General features: G+C 59.8%; 18 protein-coding genes. 7 read left to right on the top strand and 11 right to left on the bottom strand.

Going from position 1 to position 19,863, the window contains the following annotated elements; translation table 11 throughout:
- Positions 1 to 36: 36 nt before the first annotated feature.
- The 3 genes from ACR0K4_RS13780 to ACR0K4_RS13790 form a co-directional block, all read right to left on the bottom strand.
- Positions 37 to 2,928 carry a DNA translocase FtsK gene (locus ACR0K4_RS13780; RefSeq protein ID WP_480854431.1) on the bottom strand — a complete coding sequence of 964 codons (2,892 nt, stop codon included), beginning with the start codon at positions 2,926 to 2,928 and terminating at the stop codon, positions 37 to 39.
- Between the two features lie 14 nt (positions 2,929 to 2,942).
- Entirely contained in the window at positions 2,943 to 4,124 is a 1,182-nt protein-coding gene (locus tag ACR0K4_RS13785) for an aminotransferase class I/II-fold pyridoxal phosphate-dependent enzyme (RefSeq protein WP_480854432.1), read from the bottom strand.
- 107 nt (positions 4,125 to 4,231) lie between these two features.
- Positions 4,232 to 5,560 carry an amidase gene (locus ACR0K4_RS13790; protein WP_480854613.1) on the bottom strand — a complete coding sequence of 443 codons (1,329 nt, stop codon included), beginning with the start codon at positions 5,558 to 5,560 and terminating at the stop codon, positions 4,232 to 4,234.
- 93 nt (positions 5,561 to 5,653) lie between these two features.
- On the opposite strand from ACR0K4_RS13790, the gene ACR0K4_RS13795 reads away from it, so the two are divergent.
- Positions 5,654 to 6,880: an FAD-dependent monooxygenase gene (locus tag ACR0K4_RS13795; RefSeq protein WP_480854433.1), complete on the top strand. Its 1,227-nt coding sequence runs from the start codon at positions 5,654 to 5,656 to the stop codon at positions 6,878 to 6,880.
- Here the strand turns inward: ACR0K4_RS13795 and ACR0K4_RS13800 are convergent.
- The 6 genes from ACR0K4_RS13800 to ACR0K4_RS13825 form a co-directional block, all read right to left on the bottom strand.
- On the bottom strand, positions 6,877 to 7,062 hold the full coding sequence (locus ACR0K4_RS13800) for a Trm112 family protein (RefSeq protein ID WP_480519555.1): 186 nt from the start codon (positions 7,060 to 7,062) through the stop codon (positions 6,877 to 6,879). The genes ACR0K4_RS13795 and ACR0K4_RS13800 overlap by 4 nt on opposite strands.
- Complete coding sequence (locus ACR0K4_RS13805) at positions 7,059 to 7,700, bottom strand: LON peptidase substrate-binding domain-containing protein (protein ID WP_480519553.1); 642 nt, start codon at positions 7,698 to 7,700, stop codon at positions 7,059 to 7,061. Before ACR0K4_RS13805 ends, ACR0K4_RS13800 begins: the two co-directional genes overlap by 4 nt.
- A 27-nt stretch (positions 7,701 to 7,727) precedes the next feature.
- On the bottom strand, positions 7,728 to 8,645 hold the full coding sequence (locus ACR0K4_RS13810) for a tetratricopeptide repeat protein (protein WP_480854435.1): 918 nt from the start codon (positions 8,643 to 8,645) through the stop codon (positions 7,728 to 7,730).
- 76 nt (positions 8,646 to 8,721) lie between these two features.
- Positions 8,722 to 9,510 carry an exodeoxyribonuclease III gene (locus tag ACR0K4_RS13815; protein WP_480854436.1) on the bottom strand — a complete coding sequence of 263 codons (789 nt, stop codon included), beginning with the start codon at positions 9,508 to 9,510 and terminating at the stop codon, positions 8,722 to 8,724.
- A gap of 80 nt (positions 9,511 to 9,590) precedes the next feature.
- A complete protein-coding gene (locus ACR0K4_RS13820; RefSeq protein ID WP_480854437.1) occupies positions 9,591 to 10,562 on the bottom strand; it encodes an NAD(P)H-dependent flavin oxidoreductase in 972 nt (323 codons plus the stop codon).
- Between the two features lie 267 nt (positions 10,563 to 10,829).
- Positions 10,830 to 11,516, bottom strand: coding sequence for a response regulator transcription factor (locus ACR0K4_RS13825; protein WP_480519545.1), 687 nt, complete (start codon positions 11,514 to 11,516; stop codon positions 10,830 to 10,832).
- A gap of 161 nt (positions 11,517 to 11,677) precedes the next feature.
- Between ACR0K4_RS13825 and ribA the strand changes: the two genes are divergently transcribed.
- Together ribA and ACR0K4_RS13835 are read left to right on the top strand one after the other, a co-directional pair.
- A complete protein-coding gene (gene ribA, locus ACR0K4_RS13830; RefSeq protein ID WP_480854438.1) occupies positions 11,678 to 12,772 on the top strand; it encodes a GTP cyclohydrolase II in 1,095 nt (364 codons plus the stop codon).
- Positions 12,769 to 13,269, top strand: a complete 501-nt coding sequence (locus ACR0K4_RS13835; protein WP_480854439.1) for a L,D-transpeptidase family protein — start codon at positions 12,769 to 12,771, stop codon at positions 13,267 to 13,269. Before ribA ends, ACR0K4_RS13835 begins: the two co-directional genes overlap by 4 nt.
- Here ACR0K4_RS13835 and ACR0K4_RS13840 read toward each other — a convergent pair.
- Positions 13,253 to 13,912 carry a YggS family pyridoxal phosphate-dependent enzyme gene (locus tag ACR0K4_RS13840; protein WP_480854440.1) on the bottom strand — a complete coding sequence of 220 codons (660 nt, stop codon included), beginning with the start codon at positions 13,910 to 13,912 and terminating at the stop codon, positions 13,253 to 13,255. The genes ACR0K4_RS13835 and ACR0K4_RS13840 overlap by 17 nt on opposite strands.
- A 103-nt stretch (positions 13,913 to 14,015) precedes the next feature.
- Positions 14,016 to 15,011: a porin gene (locus ACR0K4_RS13845; RefSeq protein WP_480854441.1), complete on the bottom strand. Its 996-nt coding sequence runs from the start codon at positions 15,009 to 15,011 to the stop codon at positions 14,016 to 14,018.
- Between the two features lie 246 nt (positions 15,012 to 15,257).
- Here ACR0K4_RS13845 and ACR0K4_RS13850 point away from each other — a divergent pair, with 246 nt between their 5' ends.
- From ACR0K4_RS13850 to holA, 4 genes are all read left to right on the top strand, one after another.
- A complete protein-coding gene (locus ACR0K4_RS13850; protein WP_480519535.1) occupies positions 15,258 to 15,749 on the top strand; it encodes a DUF3576 domain-containing protein in 492 nt (163 codons plus the stop codon).
- 72 nt (positions 15,750 to 15,821) lie between these two features.
- Positions 15,822 to 18,356 carry a leucine--tRNA ligase gene (gene leuS, locus ACR0K4_RS13855; RefSeq protein WP_480854442.1) on the top strand — a complete coding sequence of 845 codons (2,535 nt, stop codon included), beginning with the start codon at positions 15,822 to 15,824 and terminating at the stop codon, positions 18,354 to 18,356.
- Positions 18,343 to 18,834: an LPS assembly lipoprotein LptE gene (gene lptE / locus ACR0K4_RS13860; protein WP_480519531.1), complete on the top strand. Its 492-nt coding sequence runs from the start codon at positions 18,343 to 18,345 to the stop codon at positions 18,832 to 18,834. The genes leuS and lptE overlap by 14 nt, the downstream gene beginning before the upstream one ends.
- Positions 18,831 to 19,859, top strand: a complete 1,029-nt coding sequence (gene holA / locus ACR0K4_RS13865) for a DNA polymerase III subunit delta (RefSeq protein ID WP_480854443.1) — start codon at positions 18,831 to 18,833, stop codon at positions 19,857 to 19,859. Before lptE ends, holA begins: the two co-directional genes overlap by 4 nt.
- The last annotated feature ends 4 nt before the right edge of the window (positions 19,860 to 19,863 follow it).

The following is a 19,863-nucleotide window of genomic DNA, read 5'->3' on the forward strand; positions in this document are numbered from 1 at the left end:
ACCCAGATAAGCGTTTTGCCCCTGTTATTAAATATCCTACTGTTCAGGGACGAGGATTTCGCGTTTGCCGACATGATTTGCCCCGGAAACAACGCCTTCCTCTTCCATCTGCTCGACCAGTCGCGCGGCCTTGTTATAGCCGATGGCGAGTTTTCGCTGGATGTACGAGGTCGAGCATTTGCGATCCTTGATCACAATCGCCACCGCCTGATCATAGAGGGCGTCTTCTCCGTTGGTGTTGCCCCCGGTGTTCAGACCCAGAACAGCGTCGATATTGTCGGCTTTTTCCTCGGCCGGGCCGTCCACTACGCCGCTCATGTAATCGGGCGGGCCGAACTGTTTCAGGTGGTTGACGATTTCCTCGACCTCCTCGTCCGAGACGAACGGGCCGTGGCAACGGGTGATCTTGGCCCCGCCCGCCATGTACAGCATGTCGCCCTGTCCCAGCAGCTGCTCAGCCCCCATTTCACCCAGAATGGTGCGACTGTCGACTTTTGAGGTCACCTGGAACGAAATCCGGGTGGGGAAGTTCGCCTTGATCGTGCCGGTGATCACATCGACCGACGGACGCTGCGTCGCCATGATCAGGTGAATACCCGAAGCCCGCGCCATCTGTGCCAGACGCTGGATGCAGGCTTCGATCTCTTTGCCCGCGACCATCATCAGGTCGGCCATCTCATCGACGATGACGACGATATAGGGCATCGCTTCGGGGGCGAATTCCTCGGTCTCGAACATCGGTTCCCCGGTTTCGTCATCGAATCCGGTCTGTACCGTGCGGCTGAACAGCTCACCCTTGGCCAGCGCGTCCTTCACGCGTCCGTTGTAGCCCGCGATGTTGCGCACGCCCATTTTGGACATCTTGCGATATCGATCCTCCATCTCGCCCACCACCCATTTCAGGGCGACGACCGCCTTTTTCGGGTCGGTCACAACGGGTGAGAGCAGATGCGGGATGCCGTCATACACAGACAGTTCCAGCATCTTGGGGTCGATCATGATCAGGCGGCATTCATCCGGTGACAGCTTATACAGCAGCGACAGGATCATCGTGTTGATCGCCACTGACTTACCGGAACCGGTCGTTCCCGCGATCAGTAGGTGAGGCATCTTCGCAAGGTTCGCCACAACGGACTCGCCCCCGATATCCTTGCCCAAAGCCAATGGCAGCGCGTGGTTGCCGTCGCCAAAATCGCGGCTGGCCAGGATTTCGCGCAGCACCACCATCTCGCGATTTTCATTGGGCAGTTCGATCCCGATAACCGAACGGCCCGGCAGGGTCGACACCCGCGCAGACAACGCCGACATCGACCGCGCGATATCGTCGGCCAGACCGATCACCCGGCTGGCTTTCAGGCCCGGAGCAGGCTCCAATTCGTACATGGTGACGACAGGACCTGGGCGGACACTGACGATCTCGCCCTTCACGCCGTAGTCGTCCAGCACGTTTTCCAGCATCCGCGCGTTTTCTTCCAGCGCCTCATCGCTCAGGTGATGGCGTTGAATGCTGGCCGGGTTGGCCAGCAGACCCAGCGGCGGCAGCTCGAAATCCGAATGTTTTTCCTCGAAGGATAGTGCAGGCTGTGCTTCGGCTTGTGCGCGGCGCGAAGGTGGCGGTGCACGACGGACAGGCTGCGCGACAACCGGCTTTCGCGGCTCAGCCACCGGAATTTTGACCGCAGGGCGCGCTTGCGGCGCGGGCTCTGGCGCGTCTTCGAACACGTCGTCGAAATCTGCTTCGGCCGTAAACTCCTCATGCAACGGGTCTTGTCGCCATTCGGGTGCAGGGTCCGCAGTCAGGACCGGTTCCGGCGGCAAACCCGCCATGGTCACGGGGGGCTCGGGCGGCAATGCGTCGCCAGAGTTTGGGTTCAGGATCAGCGGGTCCGGGCCCCGGCCACGCCCTTTGGTCAGTGGCAGGCTAGGATCGGGTTCGGGCGTCATCTCTCCCGTTGCGACCTTCCGATTGCGCACGGCGGCGGAAATCTTGGATCGGATGCGGTCTTCGCCCGGCATTTCGTCGAATCCGGACACGGGTGCGCGATCGATCAGTTCGGGTTCGGGCATCGGGTCCGGGCGTCGGATCAGATCAGGGATACGCGCCAACAGGCCCGGTTTTGCTGGCTCCGGCACCTCCAGCGGAGGTTCTTCAAAGACAGTATCCGAATAGGCAAGCGTGTCTTCATCCTCGGCTTCGACAGCCAAAGCACGCGCAGCCTTGCGTTCGTCCCAATGCGCGCGGCGGTCCCGTGCAGCTTGCGCCGTCGCAGACGCCCCCCGCCCCAGCACATTCATCAGCCCGTCATAAGACATGACCAATCCCAACAAAAACGCGCGAAAGCCCTTTCGGACATCCTGCCGGGTAAAGCCCAGTACAAAGACACCCAGGACCAGCATTCCTGCAGCCATCACAAGCGACATCAGCTTGACCATGAAATGCGATGCCACCGGCAGCAGCGTCAGCAGAGCCCCCATGACCGTGTCACCAAACAATCCCCCCAGCCCAAAGCTGTGGGTTGCGCGCCACGCCTCACCCGGAACAAGCGTGGCTGCATAAACGGAAACAATCGCGATCCAGATCGGAGCGAAAATCAGGCGCGCAATCGCACGGTCTTCGCCAAAATGCCCGGCAAAGCGCAAACCCCAGCCGATCAGTACCAAAGCGATGCTCCAGCTGCCCCAACCGACGATCATGAACAAGGGCGCGGCAATCGAGGCACCAATCCGGCCCATCCAGTTTTGCACCGGTGCATCAGTGGACACCATCCAGTTTGGATCATCCGGCGTGTATGACCAGATCATCGCAGCAGCAGCACATCCCAGCAGGATCAGAGCAATTCCGATCAGTTCCTTGCTGCGCCGTTCAATCGCGGCCTGCGTGGTGCTATCCAGTAACGGATCGCGGTTTCGCGCGTTCAATGATGCCATTTTGCCCTCGTACCTCACGAATAGATGCAGTCGCGCAACGTAATCAGCCCGCGCTGCAACTCTGTTTTTGGGGCCACCAAGGCAGCCCTGATAAATTGTTCGCCCGGGTTTTGCCCCGGATCACCCTGAGAAAGATATGCGCCCGGCAGAACCCGAACCCCGGTATCCTTCCAGACTTTCAATGCTGTTTCTTCGCCGTTTTCGACCGGCAGCCACAGGAAAAACCCGGCCTCGGGCGACATGTATCCCTGCACACCGGAAAAGACCTCATCGGCGATGGCGTATTTTTCCTGATACAGCGCACGGTTCTCGGCCACGTGGACCTCATCCGCCCAGACCTTGGCGGCTGCCGCCTGAAGCGGTAAGGGCAAGGGCGCGCCAGCGTAGTTGCGCAACTGTTTCACACGTTTGATCGTCTCTGGGCCGCCCGCGATCAGGCCCGAGCGTAGCCCGGCAAGGTTGGACCGTTTCGACAACGAGTTGAACAGGATGACGCGTTCAGGATCGGCACCCACCTGGTGCGCGACGGTCAAGGCACCGGTCGGCGCGTCGTTGCGGTAGATCTCGGAATAGCATTCGTCGGCGAAGATACGGAAATCGTATCTCTCGGCCAATTGGATCAGTTCGGCCCAGTAATCGCGTGATGCCACCGCCCCCTGCGGGTTGGCGGGCGAGCAAATATAGGCGGCGACGGTGCGGTTCAGAATATCCTCGGGCAGGCCCGCATAGTCGGGCAGATGGCCCGTCGCTGCGGTGGCGGGCACAAAGACCGGCTCAGCCGCGACCGAAATCGAGGCGACCATATAGACCTGATAAAACGGGTTCGGGCACAGGATCACCGGCTTTTCACCGTTCTTCTGCTCGGGGCACAGCGCCATTGCGGCGTTATACAGACCTTCTCGGGTACCGTTCAGCGCCATGACGTTGGTGTCAGGGTCCATCTCGACGCTGTAGCGGCGCTTGATCCAGTCGGCAATTGCCCCGCGCAGCTCGGGTGAGCCTTCGTTGGGCGGATAGCCTTGAAAACCCGCTGCATTTTCGGTGATGACGTCCGTCACCCAGGCTGGGAAATCATGCATCGGCGCACCGATGGTCATGTGAATAACCTCTCCGCCCGGCTGGTGGTGATCCAGCAAGGTGCGCAGACGCGGGAATGCATATTCCGGTAGGTTCGAAAACCGCTCGGGGAAATTCATAACTACTGCCTCAATGTCGGGATCATAGCGCCCCGTTTGCCAGCAGGTTACAGCCCGTCTCGCGCTTCGTCCAGACAAAGCGGTGCCGAATCAGGGGATTGTGGCATTCAGGCCAAAGCCGTCTCGGCGGCGGAACCCAGCCGCAACAGCACCTCTTCGGACCGTGGGTGGCCAAACATCATCAGCCCGCAGCCGGGAGTTCCTGTGGGTAACGTCAACGCGGCCAGCCCCATCAGGTTGCCAATTCGGGTATTGCGAAGCGACAGCAGGTTTTCGGTGACGTAAAAGTCGTGATCCGTCATCAGACGCTCCAGATTGGGCGGCAGGATCGGCGCGGTCGGGGCCAGCACAGCATCAAACCCCGAGGTCGCCGCATCCCAGGCGTTTCGGCAGGCTTCAAGCTTGGCCCAGGCGGCGACATAATCCGGGCCAGATACGGTTTTGCCGCTCCTGAAGCGCTCCAGGATTTCGGGGTACATCGCGTCCGGGTTGGCCTCGATCACATCGCGCCACAACCCATAGGCTTCGGTGGTATAGAGCACACCCGACAGCGCCATGGCCTCGGCCAGCTCCGGCACTTCGATCGGTACGATTTCTGCCCCGGCATCGCGCAACCGGGCCAGTGCAGCCTCGTGGGCCTGACCGGGGACAGCGCGCAAATCATCCCGGGCCACGGTCTGCAGATCGGCAAAGCGGCGTCCTTTCAGTGTTGCGCCGCGCAAATCGACAGGCGCACCGCCCTCAAGCAGGGCGAGCATGTGGGCGGCATCTTCCACCGACCGGGCCAGAGGCCCGACCGTGTCGAATTTCAGGCACAGCGGCACCGTGCCTTCAAGGCTCACACGTCCAGCGGTGGTTTTCAGCCCTACAAGATTGTTCCAGGCCGATGGGATACGCACCGATCCACCGGTATCCGAGCCAATCCCGCAGGCGGCCAGCCCCCACGCGACCGAGGCCGCAGCCCCCGATGACGATCCGCCCGGAACCGCATCTTCATCGTCAATGCAGGGCGGTGTTTCGGTAATAGGGTTCAGGCCCAAACCGGAAAAGGCCAGCTCGCTCATGTGGGTTTTGCCCAGACACACAGTTCCCTTGGAGGTCGCGTTGCGCAGCACCACAGCGTCGGCGCGGGGCACGCGACCGTTTAGCAGGGCCGATCCGGCTTCGGTTGCAATTCCTGCCGTGTCGAACAGGTCTTTCCAACTGATCGGCACACCATCCAGCAGCGACCGGCGCAGACCCAGATTGGCCCGTTCTTGCGCGGCCTTCGCTTCGGCCCGGGCCCGGTCATGAGTGACACGCGCATAGATGCGATCCCGATGAGGATGTGCGTCGATGGCCGACAGATAGGTCTCGGTCAACGCGACGGGGTCGATCTGGCCCATCCCGATCCCCCGGCCCAGATCACATGCTGTCATGGTCAGCCAGTCCTGCATCCCCTGCCCCCGTTCGAAGTTCCAAGCTATGACCGGACGGTAGCGACAGGACCGCACATGGACAATCCCGAAAGGGCGCGCATAGTGCGGATCATGACACATAATTCCGATATCCTGATCGTAGGTGGCGGTCTGAATGGCCCGGCTCTGGCGCTGGCTTTGGCGCAGACGGGCCACACCGTTACAGTGATCGACGCATTGGCAGAAACGGTGCGCAAGAATGCCGCCTTCGACGGGCGCGCCTATGCGCTGGCTTTGGCGTCGAAACGCTTGCTGGACGCTGTCGGAATGTGGGAGCGTGTGGCTGATCACGCCCAGCCGATGTTGGAAATCAAGGTGACCGATGGTCATGCCGGAACAGGCCCATCCCCGTTTTTCATGCATTTCGACCATGCCGAGATCGAAGAAGGCCCGATGGGCTATATGGTCGAAGACCGCCACCTGCGCCGCGCCTTTCTGGATGCGATGGCTGCGGACAAGGCGATCACCCGGATCAGCGGCCGCACGGTGGTGGCACAAGAAAGCAACCCGACCGGCGTAACTTTGTCACTGGATGACGGGTCCTTGTTGGCCGGCGGCCTGCTGGTCGGGTGCGATGGCCGCCGCAGCGGCACCGCCGCGCGGGCGGGGATCAAACGCAGCGGGTGGGATTATGGTCAGACCGCGCTGGTCTGTGCCATTGAACACGACCTGCCGCATCACGGCGTCGCGCATCAGTTCTTCATGCCGCCCGGCCCATTGGCGATCCTGCCATTGACACGCAATCGCAGCTCGATCGTCTGGAGCGAACGCACCGAGACGGCAGCCCGCATCAACGCCTTGCCCGAGGCAGACTATCTGCAAGTTCTTCGCCCACGGTTTGGCGATTTTCTGGGTGATATCCGCCTGCAAGGGGACCGGTTTACCTACCCGCTGAACCTGACAATCGCCAATGCATTTATCGGCGCGCGGATGGCATTGGTGGGCGACGCCGCGCATGGAATGCACCCGATTGCAGGGCAAGGCCTGAATGCCGGTCTTCGCGATGTAGGCGCGCTGGCCGAGGTATTGACCCTGGCCGGACGCCGGGGCGAGGACATCGGATCGACCCTGGTACTGGAGCGTTATCAGGATTGGCGACGGTTCGATACCGCCGCTCTGGCCATGGCGACCGACGTGTTCAACAAGCTGTTCTCAAACGATAATCCGCTTCTTCGGATCGGGCGCGATATCGGAATGGGTGTTGTTGGCGCCCTGCCCGGCTTGCGGCGTGGTTTCGTGCGCGAGGCCGCCGGTCTGACCGGGGACCTGCCGAAACTGCTGCAGGGACGCCCGATTTAATCCAGCTCGCGCGCCTCATCGACCAACATAACCGGAATGCCATTGCGGATCGGAAATGCCAGACCCGCAGCTTTTGAAACCAGTTCCTGTCGCTCGGCATCGTAATGCAGTGTGGTGTGTGTCTGCGGGCAGATCAGCGCCTCAAGCATGTGCCGATCAAAGGCGGGTTCAGATGCGGTCATTGCAGTTTTTCCTCATTCGATCCGCCACGCATGGCAAATTCGATCAATGTGACCAGGGTTTCACGGCGAGTCCGCAGGCAAGGTGCCTCTAACAGGGCCTGTTTCTCTTCAGCGTCAAAATCCAGCAGCATCGACAACGAGTTCACCAGCAACTCATCATCGGCGTCTTTCATCGTGTCCCAGTCCGTTGCCAGCGACCGCGAGGAAAAGAAACGCTCGAGTAAATCCAGGAAACGACTACGGTCAAGCGCGTCATCAGTCTCAGCCTTGCCAAGGTCGCGGTCAAACCCGGCCCAGGACACGGCACAGCGCCGATACGGCGTGAAACTGTCCAGCTCGGTGGTGACGCGGAATCGGGAAACGCCTGTCAGCGTGACCAGATACCGGCCATCCTCGGTCTCTGAAAACTGGGTCACGCGCCCGGCGCACCCAATCTGGTGCAGCTTGGTTTCGTCGCCCTGACAAGTGTTCGGCTGAACCATCCCGATCAGACGCTCGGGTGTTTTCAGCGCATCGTCCAGCATCTGCAGATACCGGGGTTCGAAAATATGCAATGGCAGCCGGGAACGCGGCAACAGCAGCGCCCCGGGCAATGGAAATACGGATACGGTTTCCGGCAGATCGGCGGGATGCATCATATACCCGAGTCTAGCTCTGTTCAGAATTTAGGCAAATATCATTGAGCTGAGTTTGCGACGTCCGTTCAGAACAATCGGATCGTTGGGCTTGAGTGCATCAAAGATGGTAAACAACTGCGCTTTGGCCGCAGCGTCATTCCATTCACGGTCTCGACGGAACAAGTCCAGCAATTGCGCCACGGCCTCTTCCACGTCACCATTCGCGTGCAGCGCCTGCGCCAGATCGAACCGGGCCTGGTGGTTGTCGGGGTCTGCCTCGACCGCTGCGGTCAGCTCGGCCAGAGGGCCTGCATCAGCGGCCTGCTTTGCCAGTTCAAGTTGTGCATGGGCGGCTTCAACCTCGGTCGAGGTCGAAATCTCGGCAGGGGCACCGTTCAGAATCGCTTCGGCCTGCTCCAGATCACCCGAGGCGATATGCGCCCGCACCAGCCCCCCATACGCGGCAGGGTGGTTCGGATCTTCTCCAAGAATGGCGGCAAATGTCTGCGCCGCATCCACCGCGGCGCCTTCGGCCAACATATCTTCGGCCGCCTGAACGGCCTCATCCAGCTGACCACCCGGGCTTTCTCCACCTGCGGCTTCAATTACCCGGTCCACAAAAGCCTTGATTTCCGAGCCAGGCACTGCGCCCTGGAACCCGTCAACAGGTTGTCCTTTGAAAAAGGCGTAAACGGTGGGGATCGACTGCACGCGCAATTGCGACGCGATCATCTGCGCTTCGTCCACGTTGATCTTGACCATCTTCACCGCGCCCTTGGCAGCGATCACGGCCTCTTCCAGCATGGGCCCCAGCGTCTTGCACGGGCCACACCATGGGGCCCAGAAATCAACGATGATCGGTGTTTCCTGCGACGCTTCGACTACGTCAGCCATAAAGGTGGCCTCGGATCCGTCCTTGATCAGGTCGGTGGTGTCAGGATTGGCTGCGCCGCTCAGAAGGTCCATTGGGTATCGTCTCCGGTTCGAACTTGCGCCTTATATGCAACCTCAAGCCGCGGAAACCAAGGGCAGAGTTGCGCAATTACAGATCGAATGTGGCGAAAACAGGGGCGTGGTCGCTGGGCTTTTCCCATCCGCGCGCGTCCCGCAGAACGCGACTGGAATGCCCGGCGTTGGAAATATCCGGCGTGGCCCACACGTGATCCAGCCGTCGCCCCTTGTCCGCCGCATCCCAATCGCGGGCCCGGTATGACCACCAGCTGTAAAGCTGACCTTCCGGGATATCCTTGCGCGTGATATCGACCCAACCGCCTGCTTCCTGCGTTTCCGCGAGGGTATCGACCTCAATCGGCGTATGCGAGACAACTTTGAGCAACTGCTTGTGTGACCAAACATCATCTTCGCGCGGGGCGATGTTCAGGTCACCAACCAGAATGGACTTCTGCGGCGTCTCGGCATGGAACCAGTCGCGCATATCGGTCAGGTAATCGAGCTTCTGTCCGAATTTCTCGTTCACTTCACGATCCGGCACGTCGCCGCCTGCCGGGACGTAGAAATTGTGGACCGTTACGCCATTTTCCAAACGACCGGCGATGTGTCGGGCATGACCCAGACCTGCGAAGTCCTTGTCGCCGACCTCTTCCATAGGCAGGCGAGACAAGATGGCGACACCGTTATACCCCTTCTGACCCCGTGCGACCATGTGCGTGTAGCCAAGCGCCGCAAACCCTTCGGTCGGAATCTTCTCGACGGGCGACTTGCACTCTTGCAGGCAAAGGACGTCCGGAGCTTCTTCTTTTAATAATTTCAGAACGATAGGCTCGCGCAGACGGACCGAGTTGATATTCCAGGTGGCAAGGGTGAAAGGCATAGTCGGGATTCCTCTGTCGCGATTGGCGCCACGTTAGCGTGGTGAACGAAAGGGGGCCATCGGAAAAAGAGACCCGTTGTTCAAAGTCGCGAAACGCCAGATTTCAACAGAGCCTGCGCGTCATCGAATATCTCATCGACTATCTCGGCGGCCGGCATCACTTTTTGGACCAGCGAGACACCCTGCCCCGACCATAGTGACATTGCTTCGACATCGCCTTCCGTACCCGGCAACGGCGTGTAGCTTTGGTATCGCACCACCGCCTCTCCATCCGGTCGGTGGCCGATAACTTCCTGTTCGTTTGGGCGATATCCGGGCCCGGCAGAACCCGCGTCCCTCCAGTTCTGCGCGGTGGAATTTCGAAGCGCGCGATGCGGGGCTTGCGGCCATTTCACGTCATAGAGATCGTCATACCATTCGGTCTGTGTCTCGGTCGCCGTCAGGATACGATTGCGATAGACCTCGTGAATTGTCGCCTCGGTGCTGGCCAGAAAACGCGTCCCAATCCAGACAGCCGACGCGCCGAGCATCAAAGCCGCCGCCATGCCGCGCCCATCCGCGATGCCTCCCGCAGCAACGACGGGGATCGAGACCGCGTCGGCTACGGCCGGAATCAGCGCCATGGTCGAAACCTGCCCCCAGACGTGACCGCCAGCTTCCCACCCTTGAGCGACGATGATGTCCGCACCGGCATCCTGAGCGATCCGGGCTTCTTCTGCGTTCCCGATGCTGGCCATCACGACCAGACCGGCCTGCTTGGCCTTCGAAATCGCCGAAGGATCGTGCCCCCAGAACAGGGACACTGCATGAATCCGCTTATCGATGCACACCTGAAGCTGATCTTCGAATGGAAAGCCAAGGTTCAGGTTGACCGCAAAATTCCGGTCAGTCAGCGCGCGTATCCGGTCAATCCCATGCGCGACCTGTTCCTCAGGTTTCCCCCACAAGGGGATGACACCGTACCCGCCTGCGTTACAGACAGCCGCGACAAGTTCGGGACCTGCCGCTCCGCCCATCGGGGCGGACAGGATGGGCTTTGTTACATTCAGCAAACTACAGATGTCATGTGCCAATTATTCGCCCTTTCGATGTGTTGTGCTGAATTGGCACCGGTTCACCTGGACAAGTCAAGCCGTCGGGCAATTGGCATGATCCAAGGAATCCTGACGCAGAACTTCGTACCTCAAAAGAAAAAAGCCGGGCCATAAGGCCCGGCAGTCCAACAGGGAGGTACATGTCATGACCCGGACATGCACGGGTTAGGAACACCCTAAATATGTCTTCAATGTATCACTTTGATCCACATCAATCCACAACGATCAAGAGACCAAACGATATCCGCCGGATTCTGTGACCAAAAGGCGCGCATTGGATGGATCGGGTTCGATTTTCTGACGCAGGCGATAGATATGCGTCTCAAGAGTGTGCGTGGTCACGCCCGCATTGTAACCCCAGACCTCATGCAGCAGTACATCGCGGGCCACCACTCCATCGGTCGAACGGTAGAGAAACTTGAGAATGTTGGTCTCTTTCTCGGTCAGGCGAATCTTGCGCTCATCTTCGGTCATGAGCATTTTCATAGCCGGTTTGAAGGTGTACGGGCCCAGAACGAACACGGCATCTTCGGATTGCTCATGCTGGCGCAGCTGGGCGCGGATACGAGCCAAAAGAACCGGGAATTTGAACGGCTTAGGAACATAATCATTGGCACCAGCGTCCAGACCCAGGATCGTATCGGCGTCGCTGTCGTGGCCGGTCAACATCAGGATAGGGCTTTTGACACCCTGTTTGCGCATCAGTCGGCACAGCTCGCGACCGTCTGTATCTGGCAGGCCTACGTCCAGAATGACCAGATCGTAAATCGCCTCGCGGGCACGTTCCATGGCGGATGATCCGTCCGACGCTTCGAACACGTCAAAGTCCTCGGTCATCACAAGCTGCTCACTCAGCGCTTCGCGCAGATCCTCATCATCGTCTACCAGCAGGATTTTCTTAAGCTGTGCCATATCCGGTCCTCCTAAGCCTGTTCCACCACTTGCGTGCAAAAGACGCCATCAACAAGGTTTGCTGCAATGGTTTCACGCCCTCGTGTCTGAGACGGAGGAATTGTTTCACATTTCGCCCAGATCGCGGTAGGAGAAAGATCGAACGTTACAGGGTAACATGTATGAGCCTTTTTCCCGACATAACCGAATTGCTGGCCCGTGCCCGCGCGGACCTGCGCATGGGTGTTCCGGTTGTATTGACAGACGACAGTGGCACAAGTGTCCTGGCGTTGGCCTCAGAGACGCTCAGCCCGCAGCGGCTGGCTGATCTGCGCGGGCTTGGTGGCAACCCGGTCGTGGCCATCACGGTCAGGCGGGCAGAAACTCTGAAAGCACGCGCCTATGATGGTGATCTGGCGCGCATTGCGATTCCGGCAGAGGCAGATCATGCTTGGGTTAAGTCCGTGGCCGACCCATCCGATGACCTGAATGCCCCGATGAAGGGGCCACTCGTGTCCGAGCGTCAGGGCAGTGCAAACCTGCATCGCGTGGCGATTGCGCTGACAAAGTCGGCGCGCTTGCTTCCGGCCGCCATCGTTGCACCTGTCGAAAATGGTGCGGCATTTGCCGCGACCCATGGGCTGACCTGCATCGACCATTCCCGTGCGGCCCCACATCTGACGGACCGCAGCCCGCTGCACGCGATTGCTGCCGCGCGCCTACCGATGGATGTATCAGAGGCGGGGCGCTTGCATGTGTTTCGTCCCGAAGACGGGGGCGAAGAACACTATGCGGTAGAGGTTGGTCGCCCCGACCGCGACAAGCCCGTCCTTGCCCGCCTGCATTCGGCCTGCTTCACGGGTGATCTGATGGGCAGTCTGAAATGTGATTGTGGCCCGCAATTGCGTGGCGCATTGGCTCAGATGGGCGCCGAAGGGGCTGGTGTATTGCTGTATCTGAACCAGGAAGGGCGCGGGATCGGGCTTGCCAACAAGATGCGCGCCTATTTTCTTCAGGATCAGGGCTTTGACACGGTTGAAGCCAACCACCGGCTGGGTTTTGAAGACGATGAGCGCGATTTCCGGCTGGGGTCTGATATCCTCAAGTCACTCGGGTTCAATTCGGTTCGGTTGCTGACCAATAACCCGGCCAAGATCGCCATGATGGAGCGCACGGGAATCGCAGTGACCGAGCGCGTGCCCCTGAAAGTTGGCGAAACCGCTCATAATCGGGGGTATCTGGCGACCAAAGCTGCGAAGTCGGGCCATCTGTTGTGACGTCAGTCGATTTGGTCCTGACCCCACGTGGTGTAAGGTTTCTTGGACGTATCTTCCCATGTGTGATTGGAAAGGGCGGCGTGCGTGCCGAAAAGTCAGAAGGTGACGGCGCAACGCCGGCCGGAACCCATCGGATCGTTGGAACGCTGTATCGTGCCGATCGCATGGCTTGCCCGAACACCTGGGCCAGCCCCATTGGTCCCGGCGATTTTTGGTCGGATGATTCAGAAGACGCAGCTTATAACCACCGGGTGCAGGCTCCCTATCACGGCAGTCACGAACGCTTGCGCCGCGCCGATCCGCTGTATGATTTGGTTCTGGTCACGGACTGGAACTGGCCGAACGCGGTTGCAGGGCGCGGCTCTGCCATTTTTCTGCATCAATGGCGTCGACCGGGGTATCCCACCGAGGGCTGTGTGGCCTTCCGGCGCGACCATCTGCTCTGGATCGCGCAACGCATCGTGCCCGGTTCGCGCCTGATTATTCCTGAGGTTTGACCCGCGCGCCGAATATGGCGGATCCGACCCGAATATGCGTCGCGCCCAGCGCAATCGCAGTCTCGAAATCGCTGCTCATCCCCATGGACAGACCGTCCAGACCGTTGCGAGCCGCGATCTTTGCCAGCAACGCGAAATGCAACGCCGGTTCTTCCGCGACAGGGGGGATACACATTAGACCACGCACCGGCAGGTCCAATGCGCGGCATTCGGCAACAAACCCATCGGCGTCTGCAGGCATGATGCCCGCCTTTTGCTCCTCCTCGCCGGTATTGACCTGAATGAACAGATCCGGGCACGCGCCAATCTCTTGCGCGAGGCGGGCGAGGGTCTTAGCCAGTTTTGGACGGTCCACCGAGTGAATGGAATCACATAATTCCATGGCCTGCCGGGCCTTGTTGGTCTGGAGGGGCCCGATCAAATGCAGATCAATGCCGGAATACCGGTTTCGGAAATCGGGCCATTTGCCCACTGCCTCTTGCACGCGGTTTTCCCCGAAACAGCGGTGACCCTGCTGCAAAACGGCCTCGACCCGCTCATTCGGTTGCACTTTTGAGACGGCAATCAACTTGACCGAGCCCGCAGCCCGATCAGCAGCGGCTTCGGCTTGGGCTATGCGGTTTTTGATGTCTTGCAGGGGCATGGGACCTCTTGGTTCAGTGCTAAGCGCAGAAAAACACCATGTCGGCCCAAAAGAAAAGGGCAGGTCCGAAGACCTGCCCTAAAAGCTTGTAGTTCAGATCAACTTAGAAGTTGAAGACCACACCGAAGTCGGCCTGAACAGTATCGTCGGTACCATCGTCGGTGTTACCAACACCACCGGCCAGCGATACACCGCCACCCAGATCGTAGGTTGCGCCGATACCATACTGCTGGTTGTCGTCGTCGCCGCTACCGTCGCCGTATGCAGCGATCAGAGTGGTTGCTGCGCCCAGGTTGTAGGCTACAGACAGACCCCAAACGGTACCGTCGTTGTCCGAAGTGGTGGATTCAGTTTCGTCGTCACCAACCAGAGCGGTTACGTTCCAGTCGCCGAAGTCAGCGCCCAGAGTGAACAGCAGCAGGCTTGGGTCGTCGCCACCACCAGAGGAGTCGGTTTCACCGTAAGCGATAGCTGCCGTGATGTTGTTGAACGCGTAGCTAAAGCTGATGTCCCACTGGTCAGCACCGCTCAGAGCGGCATTGCCGTTTTCTGTGGTGTTCTGGTCATACGACGCACCAAAGGCAAAATCGCCAATTGCGTACTGGAAGAACACAGCGTTTGCGCCTGCACCGGTCGACGAGAAGGCCAGGAAGTCATAATCGATCGCAGAAGTCTGACCGATGAAGCTTTCCAGACCCGGCTCGTTACCACCGCGGTTCGGCAAGTTGTCGAAGGCACCCGAGACGTTGCCCGCGTCAACACGCAGACCGCCGTAGATAACCGAGAAACGTGCGCCGCTCAGCTCAGCCGCGTCGGCTTCGCCGGTGCCGCTGTCTTCGTTTGCTTCCAGGCGAACACGCGCCGAGAACTGAACACCGCCATCGGTTTCCGCGTCGCCGTCCAGGTTCAGACGGAAGCGCGAGATCAGGATGGTGTCGTCGATGTTGTTGTTGGTGTCGGAACGATCTTCCTCATAACCAATACCAAAGCGACCAAAGCCGCTGAATTTGATATCAGCCGATGCCATGCTTGCAGTCGCCAGCAGGGCAGTCGTTGCGAAGAGAACTTTTTTCATCTTGTTTCCCTCGGTTTCAAACATTTTTTACTCGAGACGTGTTAGCCACATGTCTCAGCACGGACATCGTTTCGCTCTTTTTGCCCCCTTGGCGCAAGGTCGGCATAAGAACCGTGCCGTCATTCGGGTTGGATTGGTGCAAGGATGCCACAGTAATATCGGGGCCGATCCTGCCGCGCAGTTCACTTCCATATGCAAAGAATTGACTTGTCGCACCACAGGTCCTTGTCTAGGAGTATTCGCGACCGTTCATGACAGGCGATACAGGACATGCTGAAAACCCGCCCACAGACGATTCTGGCATTGATTGCAGCAGCGGCTTTAGCATCAGCTTGCGGAAGCCCCCCTCCGGGTGATGCCAGCCGATTGACTTCGGATGGCAGCGGAACCCTGGAACGTGAGCTGAATGAGCCCGACCGGGCGACAATCTGGGATGTGTTCGGCCCAAACAACTCGGAACAGGTGACTCAAGTCAATCGGTATCTGTGGACCGCTTCGCTGGACGTTCTGAATTTCCTTCCGGTTGAAGAGGTTGATCCCTTTACTGGTGTGATTCTGACGGGTTACGGGCGACCGCCCGGTGGTGGGCGTCAATATCGTGCCACCGTCCATATCAGCGATCCGGCCCTTGCGGCGCGGTCACTGTCGGTTTCGTTGCAAACCAACGGAGGCGCACCGGTTAGCGCCGCAACCACCCGCGCGGTCGAGGATGCGATTCTGTCCCGTGCCCGCCAGTTGCGCATTGCGGACAACAGGCTCTAGCCACCCGTCGAAAATCACAATATTACCACGCCGGGCTCTGTCCCGGCGTTTTCATTCACGAAGGACCGCACGATGTCGCGCTACTCGGCCACCGAAATCGAAGCAAAATGGCAAGAGGCCTGGGACAAGGCCGGGATTTTCACCGCCAACCACAAGGCGGATAAGCCGAAATATTACGTGCTAGAGATGTTCCCCTACCCGTCGGGGCGCATTCATATGGGGCATGTGCGCAACTACACGATGGGTGACGTGATCGCGCGGCACAAGCTGGCGACGGGTCACAACGTGCTGCACCCGATGGGCTGGGATGCTTTTGGTATGCCAGCGGAAAACGCCGCGATGGCGATTGGTGGCCACCCCAAGGACTGGACTTATGGCAACATCGCCGACATGCGCGGGCAGATGAAACCGCTGGGCCTGTCGATCGACTGGTCGCGTGAGTTTGCCACCTGTGATCCCGAATATTACGGCCAGCAGCAGGCTTTATTTCTGGATATGCTTGAGGCCGGGCTGGTTTACCGTAAAAACGCCGTGGTGAACTGGGATCCGGTCGATATGACCGTTCTGGCCAACGAGCAGGTGGAAAACGGGCGCGGCTGGCGTTCGGGGGCCTTGGTGGAACGGCGCGAGCTGACGCAATGGTTCTTCAAAATCTCGGATTATTCCGAGGAACTTCTGGACGCGCTGGATACTCTGGACAACTGGCCCGCCAAAGTCCGGTTGATGCAGGAAAACTGGATCGGTAAGTCGCGCGGCCTGCAGTTCGGCTTTGAACGCGCCGATGGTGGAGAGCCGATCACGGTCTACACGACTCGCCCCGATACGCTGCTGGGGGCATCTTTTGTCGGCATCTCGCCGGATCACCCGATTGCCAAACAGCTTGAGGTCGAAAACCCGGAACTCGCTGATTTCGTTGCCCAATGCCGTAAGGGCGGCACCACAGAAGAGGCCATCGAAACGGCTGAAAAGCTGGGATATGACACCGGCATCCGGGTCAAACACCCGCTGGACCCGAATTGGGAACTGCCTGTCTGGATCGCAAACTTCATCCTGATGGATTACGGCACCGGCGCGATCTTCGCCTGTCCGGCGCATGATCAGCGTGACCTGGATTTCTGCCGCAAATACGGGTTGCCAGTGGTGGATACGTTCTTTGCACTCGATAATGACACCCCGGTCGACAAGATCGCATTCGTCCCGCCGAAAACCGAGAAAGTCCGCTGGGTCAACCATTTCGCGGGTCTGACCGAAGCGACCGGCGACGAGGCCATCAACGCCACCGTCGATTTCGCCGAGAAAGCCGGCTGGGGCGAAGGTGTCACCAAATACCGCCTGCGCGATTGGGGACTGAGCCGCCAGCGTTACTGGGGCTGCCCGATTCCCGTTGTGCATTGCGATGCCTGCGGCGTGGTGCCCGAGAAGAAAGAGAACCTGCCGGTTCGCCTGCCCGATGATGTCACCTTTGACAAACCCGGAAACCCGCTGGACCGTCACCCCACGTGGCGCGATTGCGCATGCCCGTCCTGCGGAGCCCCGGCCAAGCGCGAAACCGACACGATGGACACGTTCGTCGATTCGTCATGGTATTTCGCCCGCTTCACCGCGCCCCGCGCCGAAACTCCGACCGATCTGGCCGAGGCCGAATACTGGATGAATGTCGATCAATATATCGGCGGCATCGAGCACGCGATTCTGCACCTGCTCTATTCCCGGTTCTTCGCGCGGGCGATGAACATCACCGGCCACCTGCCGAAGAAAGCCATCGAGCCGTTCGATGCGCTGTTCACGCAGGGCATGGTCACGCACGAAATCTACCAGACCCGCGACGCCAATGGCCGCCCGGTCTATCACCTGCCCGAGGACGTGACCGACGGCAAACTGGCCGACGGCACCGAGGTCGAGATCATCCCCTCGGCCAAAATGTCGAAATCCAAGAAAAACGTGGTCGATCCGGTCAGCATTATCTCGGCCTTCGGCGCAGATACAGCGCGCTGGTTCGTTCTGTCAGATTCGCCGCCCGAGCGCGACGTGGAATGGACCGCCTCGGGGGCCGAGGCCGCGTTCAAGCACCTCAGCCGCGTCCATCGCATCGCGTCGGAGATCGCCGAATCGGACGCCCCGGCCAATGCCGAGGATGAAACCCTGCTGCGTGAGATGCACAAGGCGATCCATGATGTGTCGGGCGGGGTCGAATCCTTTGGCTTCAACGCCTCTATCGCCAAGCTTTATGCGTTTACCAACACGCTGGCAAAATCCAAGGCGGGGTCTGAAGCCAAACGTCAGGCGGCCAAAACGCTGGCGCAGTTGATGTCACCGATGACCCCGCACCTGTCCGAAGAACTCTGGCACCTGCTGGGCGGCGAAGGTCTGGTGGCGACCGCCCCCTGGCCGGTTGCGGATGAGGCGATGCTGGTCGACGATACCGTCACCCTGCCGATCCAAATCAACGGCAAGCGCCGGGCCGAAATCAACGTGCCAATGGAAATGGACAAGGCCGAGGTTGAAAAAATCGCGCTCAGCACCGAAGCTGTGCAAAGGGCGCTGGATGGAGCCGCGCCCAAGAAAGTGATCGTAGTTCCGGGCCGGATCGTGAATGTCGTCGTTTGATCGCAGAACCCTGTTGTTGATGCCGCTGGCGCTGGCCGCCTGCGGTTTTCAGCCGGTGTATGCCCCGGATGGGACAGGAACCGCGCTGGACGGGCGGGTGGCCGTTTCCCAGCTTAACACCGCCGAAGGATTTCTGCTGGTCCAGAACCTGGAGCGTCAGTTGGGGCGCAGCGCCTCGTCAGGCGAAGATTACCAGTTGGATGTGCGCGTCTCGACCACGACACGATCCGCCGCAATCACCACGTCAAACGAAACCAATCGATATACGATTGATGGCCGGGCCACATATGCGCTGAAGTCCAATGAAACCGGACAGGTCGTAACATCCGGTGCCGTGGCCGATTTCGTGGCCTTTTCAGCCGCCGGATCAACCGTATCCACGCTGGCGGATGAGCGGGACGCCATCGAACGGCTGATGGTGATTCTGTCGGACCAGATCGTAACGCGGCTATTCACCACTCCGGATTTGGCCGCATGAAGCTGAGCCCGCGTGAGGCGGATGGGTATTTTGCCAAACCGGACCCGAACAAGACGGGGCTGTTAATCTATGGTGCCGACGCCATGCGCGTCGCCCTGAAACGCCAACAGGTGCTTGCCGCGTTGCTTGGCCCCGGCGCCGACGAAGAAATGCGCCTGACCCGTATTCCGGGCAGCGAACTCCGTGGCGATCCCGCGATGTTGTTGGATGCGGTCAAGGCCGTCGGTTTTTTCCCCGGCCCCCGCGCGGTCTTTGTGGAAGACGCGACTGATACAGCGGCCCCCTCCATCATCAGCGCCTTGCAGGACTGGTCTGCTGGTGACGCGCAGATCATTGTCACTGCCGGTCAGTTGAAACCCAGCTCGAAAATACGCAAGGCGTTTGAATCGCATGCAGATGCGTTTGCGGTCGGCATCTATGACGATCCGCCCTCGCGCGCCGAGGTTGAGCGAATTCTGGCGCAGGCAGGTTTGCAGAACATCCCGCGCGATTCCATGGCATCGCTTTCAGAACTGGCGCTTGCGCTCAGCCCCGGTGATTTCACGCAAACCATCGAGAAACTGTCGCTGTATAAACGCGGTGACACCACAGAGCTGACCCTTGAAGATATTGATGCCTGCGCCCCCCGCTCGACCGAGGCGGCGCTGGATGACGTGCTGAATGTCGTGGCCGAGGGTCGCGCCGCCGAAATCGGCCCGCTGATGCGACGCCTTCAGGCGCAGGGTACCAATGCGGTGACATTATGCATCGGGGCGACCCGGCATTTTCGCACGCTCTATGCCTGCGCGTCCCATCCGGGAGGCGCCGCGCAGGGGATCGGATCGTTACGGCCTCCGGTCTACGGCAAACGCCGCGACCGGGTTTTGCGACAGGCTCAGGGCTGGGGGGCCGCCAAGCTGCAGACCGCATTGACGGTTCTCACAGATACGGATCTGTCTCTGCGCTCGGCTGGCCAGGCAGCCCCTGCCATGGCGTTGGTCGAACGCGCCATGATCCGTCTGGCGATGTTGGCCCGGTCCCGCTAGGCAA

It is taken from the genome of Ruegeria sp. K11, assembly GCF_056531905.1.

What these genes read in the sequence shown, in the direction of transcription:
- ACR0K4_RS13780 (WP_480854431.1), bottom strand. Translation starts at nt 2,928, where the DNA reads ATGGCATCATTGAACGCGCGAAACCGCGATCCGTTACTGGATAGCACC.
- ACR0K4_RS13785 (WP_480854432.1), bottom strand. Translation starts at nt 4,124, where the DNA reads ATGAATTTCCCCGAGCGGTTTTCGAACCTACCGGAATATGCATTCCCG.
- ACR0K4_RS13790 (WP_480854613.1), bottom strand. Translation starts at nt 5,560, where the DNA reads ATGCAGGACTGGCTGACCATGACAGCATGTGATCTGGGCCGGGGGATC.
- ACR0K4_RS13795 (WP_480854433.1), top strand. Translation starts at nt 5,654, where the DNA reads ATGACACATAATTCCGATATCCTGATCGTAGGTGGCGGTCTGAATGGC.
- ACR0K4_RS13800 (WP_480519555.1), bottom strand. Translation starts at nt 7,062, where the DNA reads ATGACCGCATCTGAACCCGCCTTTGATCGGCACATGCTTGAGGCGCTG.
- ACR0K4_RS13805 (WP_480519553.1), bottom strand. Translation starts at nt 7,700, where the DNA reads ATGATGCATCCCGCCGATCTGCCGGAAACCGTATCCGTATTTCCATTG.
- ACR0K4_RS13810 (WP_480854435.1), bottom strand. Translation starts at nt 8,645, where the DNA reads ATGGACCTTCTGAGCGGCGCAGCCAATCCTGACACCACCGACCTGATC.
- ACR0K4_RS13815 (WP_480854436.1), bottom strand. Translation starts at nt 9,510, where the DNA reads ATGCCTTTCACCCTTGCCACCTGGAATATCAACTCGGTCCGTCTGCGC.
- ACR0K4_RS13825 (WP_480519545.1), bottom strand. Translation starts at nt 11,516, where the DNA reads ATGGCACAGCTTAAGAAAATCCTGCTGGTAGACGATGATGAGGATCTG.
- ribA (WP_480854438.1), top strand. Translation starts at nt 11,678, where the DNA reads ATGAGCCTTTTTCCCGACATAACCGAATTGCTGGCCCGTGCCCGCGCG.
- ACR0K4_RS13840 (WP_480854440.1), bottom strand. Translation starts at nt 13,912, where the DNA reads ATGCCCCTGCAAGACATCAAAAACCGCATAGCCCAAGCCGAAGCCGCT.
- ACR0K4_RS13845 (WP_480854441.1), bottom strand. Translation starts at nt 15,011, where the DNA reads ATGTTTGAAACCGAGGGAAACAAGATGAAAAAAGTTCTCTTCGCAACG.
- ACR0K4_RS13850 (WP_480519535.1), top strand. Translation starts at nt 15,258, where the DNA reads ATGCTGAAAACCCGCCCACAGACGATTCTGGCATTGATTGCAGCAGCG.
- leuS (WP_480854442.1), top strand. Translation starts at nt 15,822, where the DNA reads ATGTCGCGCTACTCGGCCACCGAAATCGAAGCAAAATGGCAAGAGGCC.
- lptE (WP_480519531.1), top strand. Translation starts at nt 18,343, where the DNA reads ATGTCGTCGTTTGATCGCAGAACCCTGTTGTTGATGCCGCTGGCGCTG.
- holA (WP_480854443.1), top strand. Translation starts at nt 18,831, where the DNA reads ATGAAGCTGAGCCCGCGTGAGGCGGATGGGTATTTTGCCAAACCGGAC.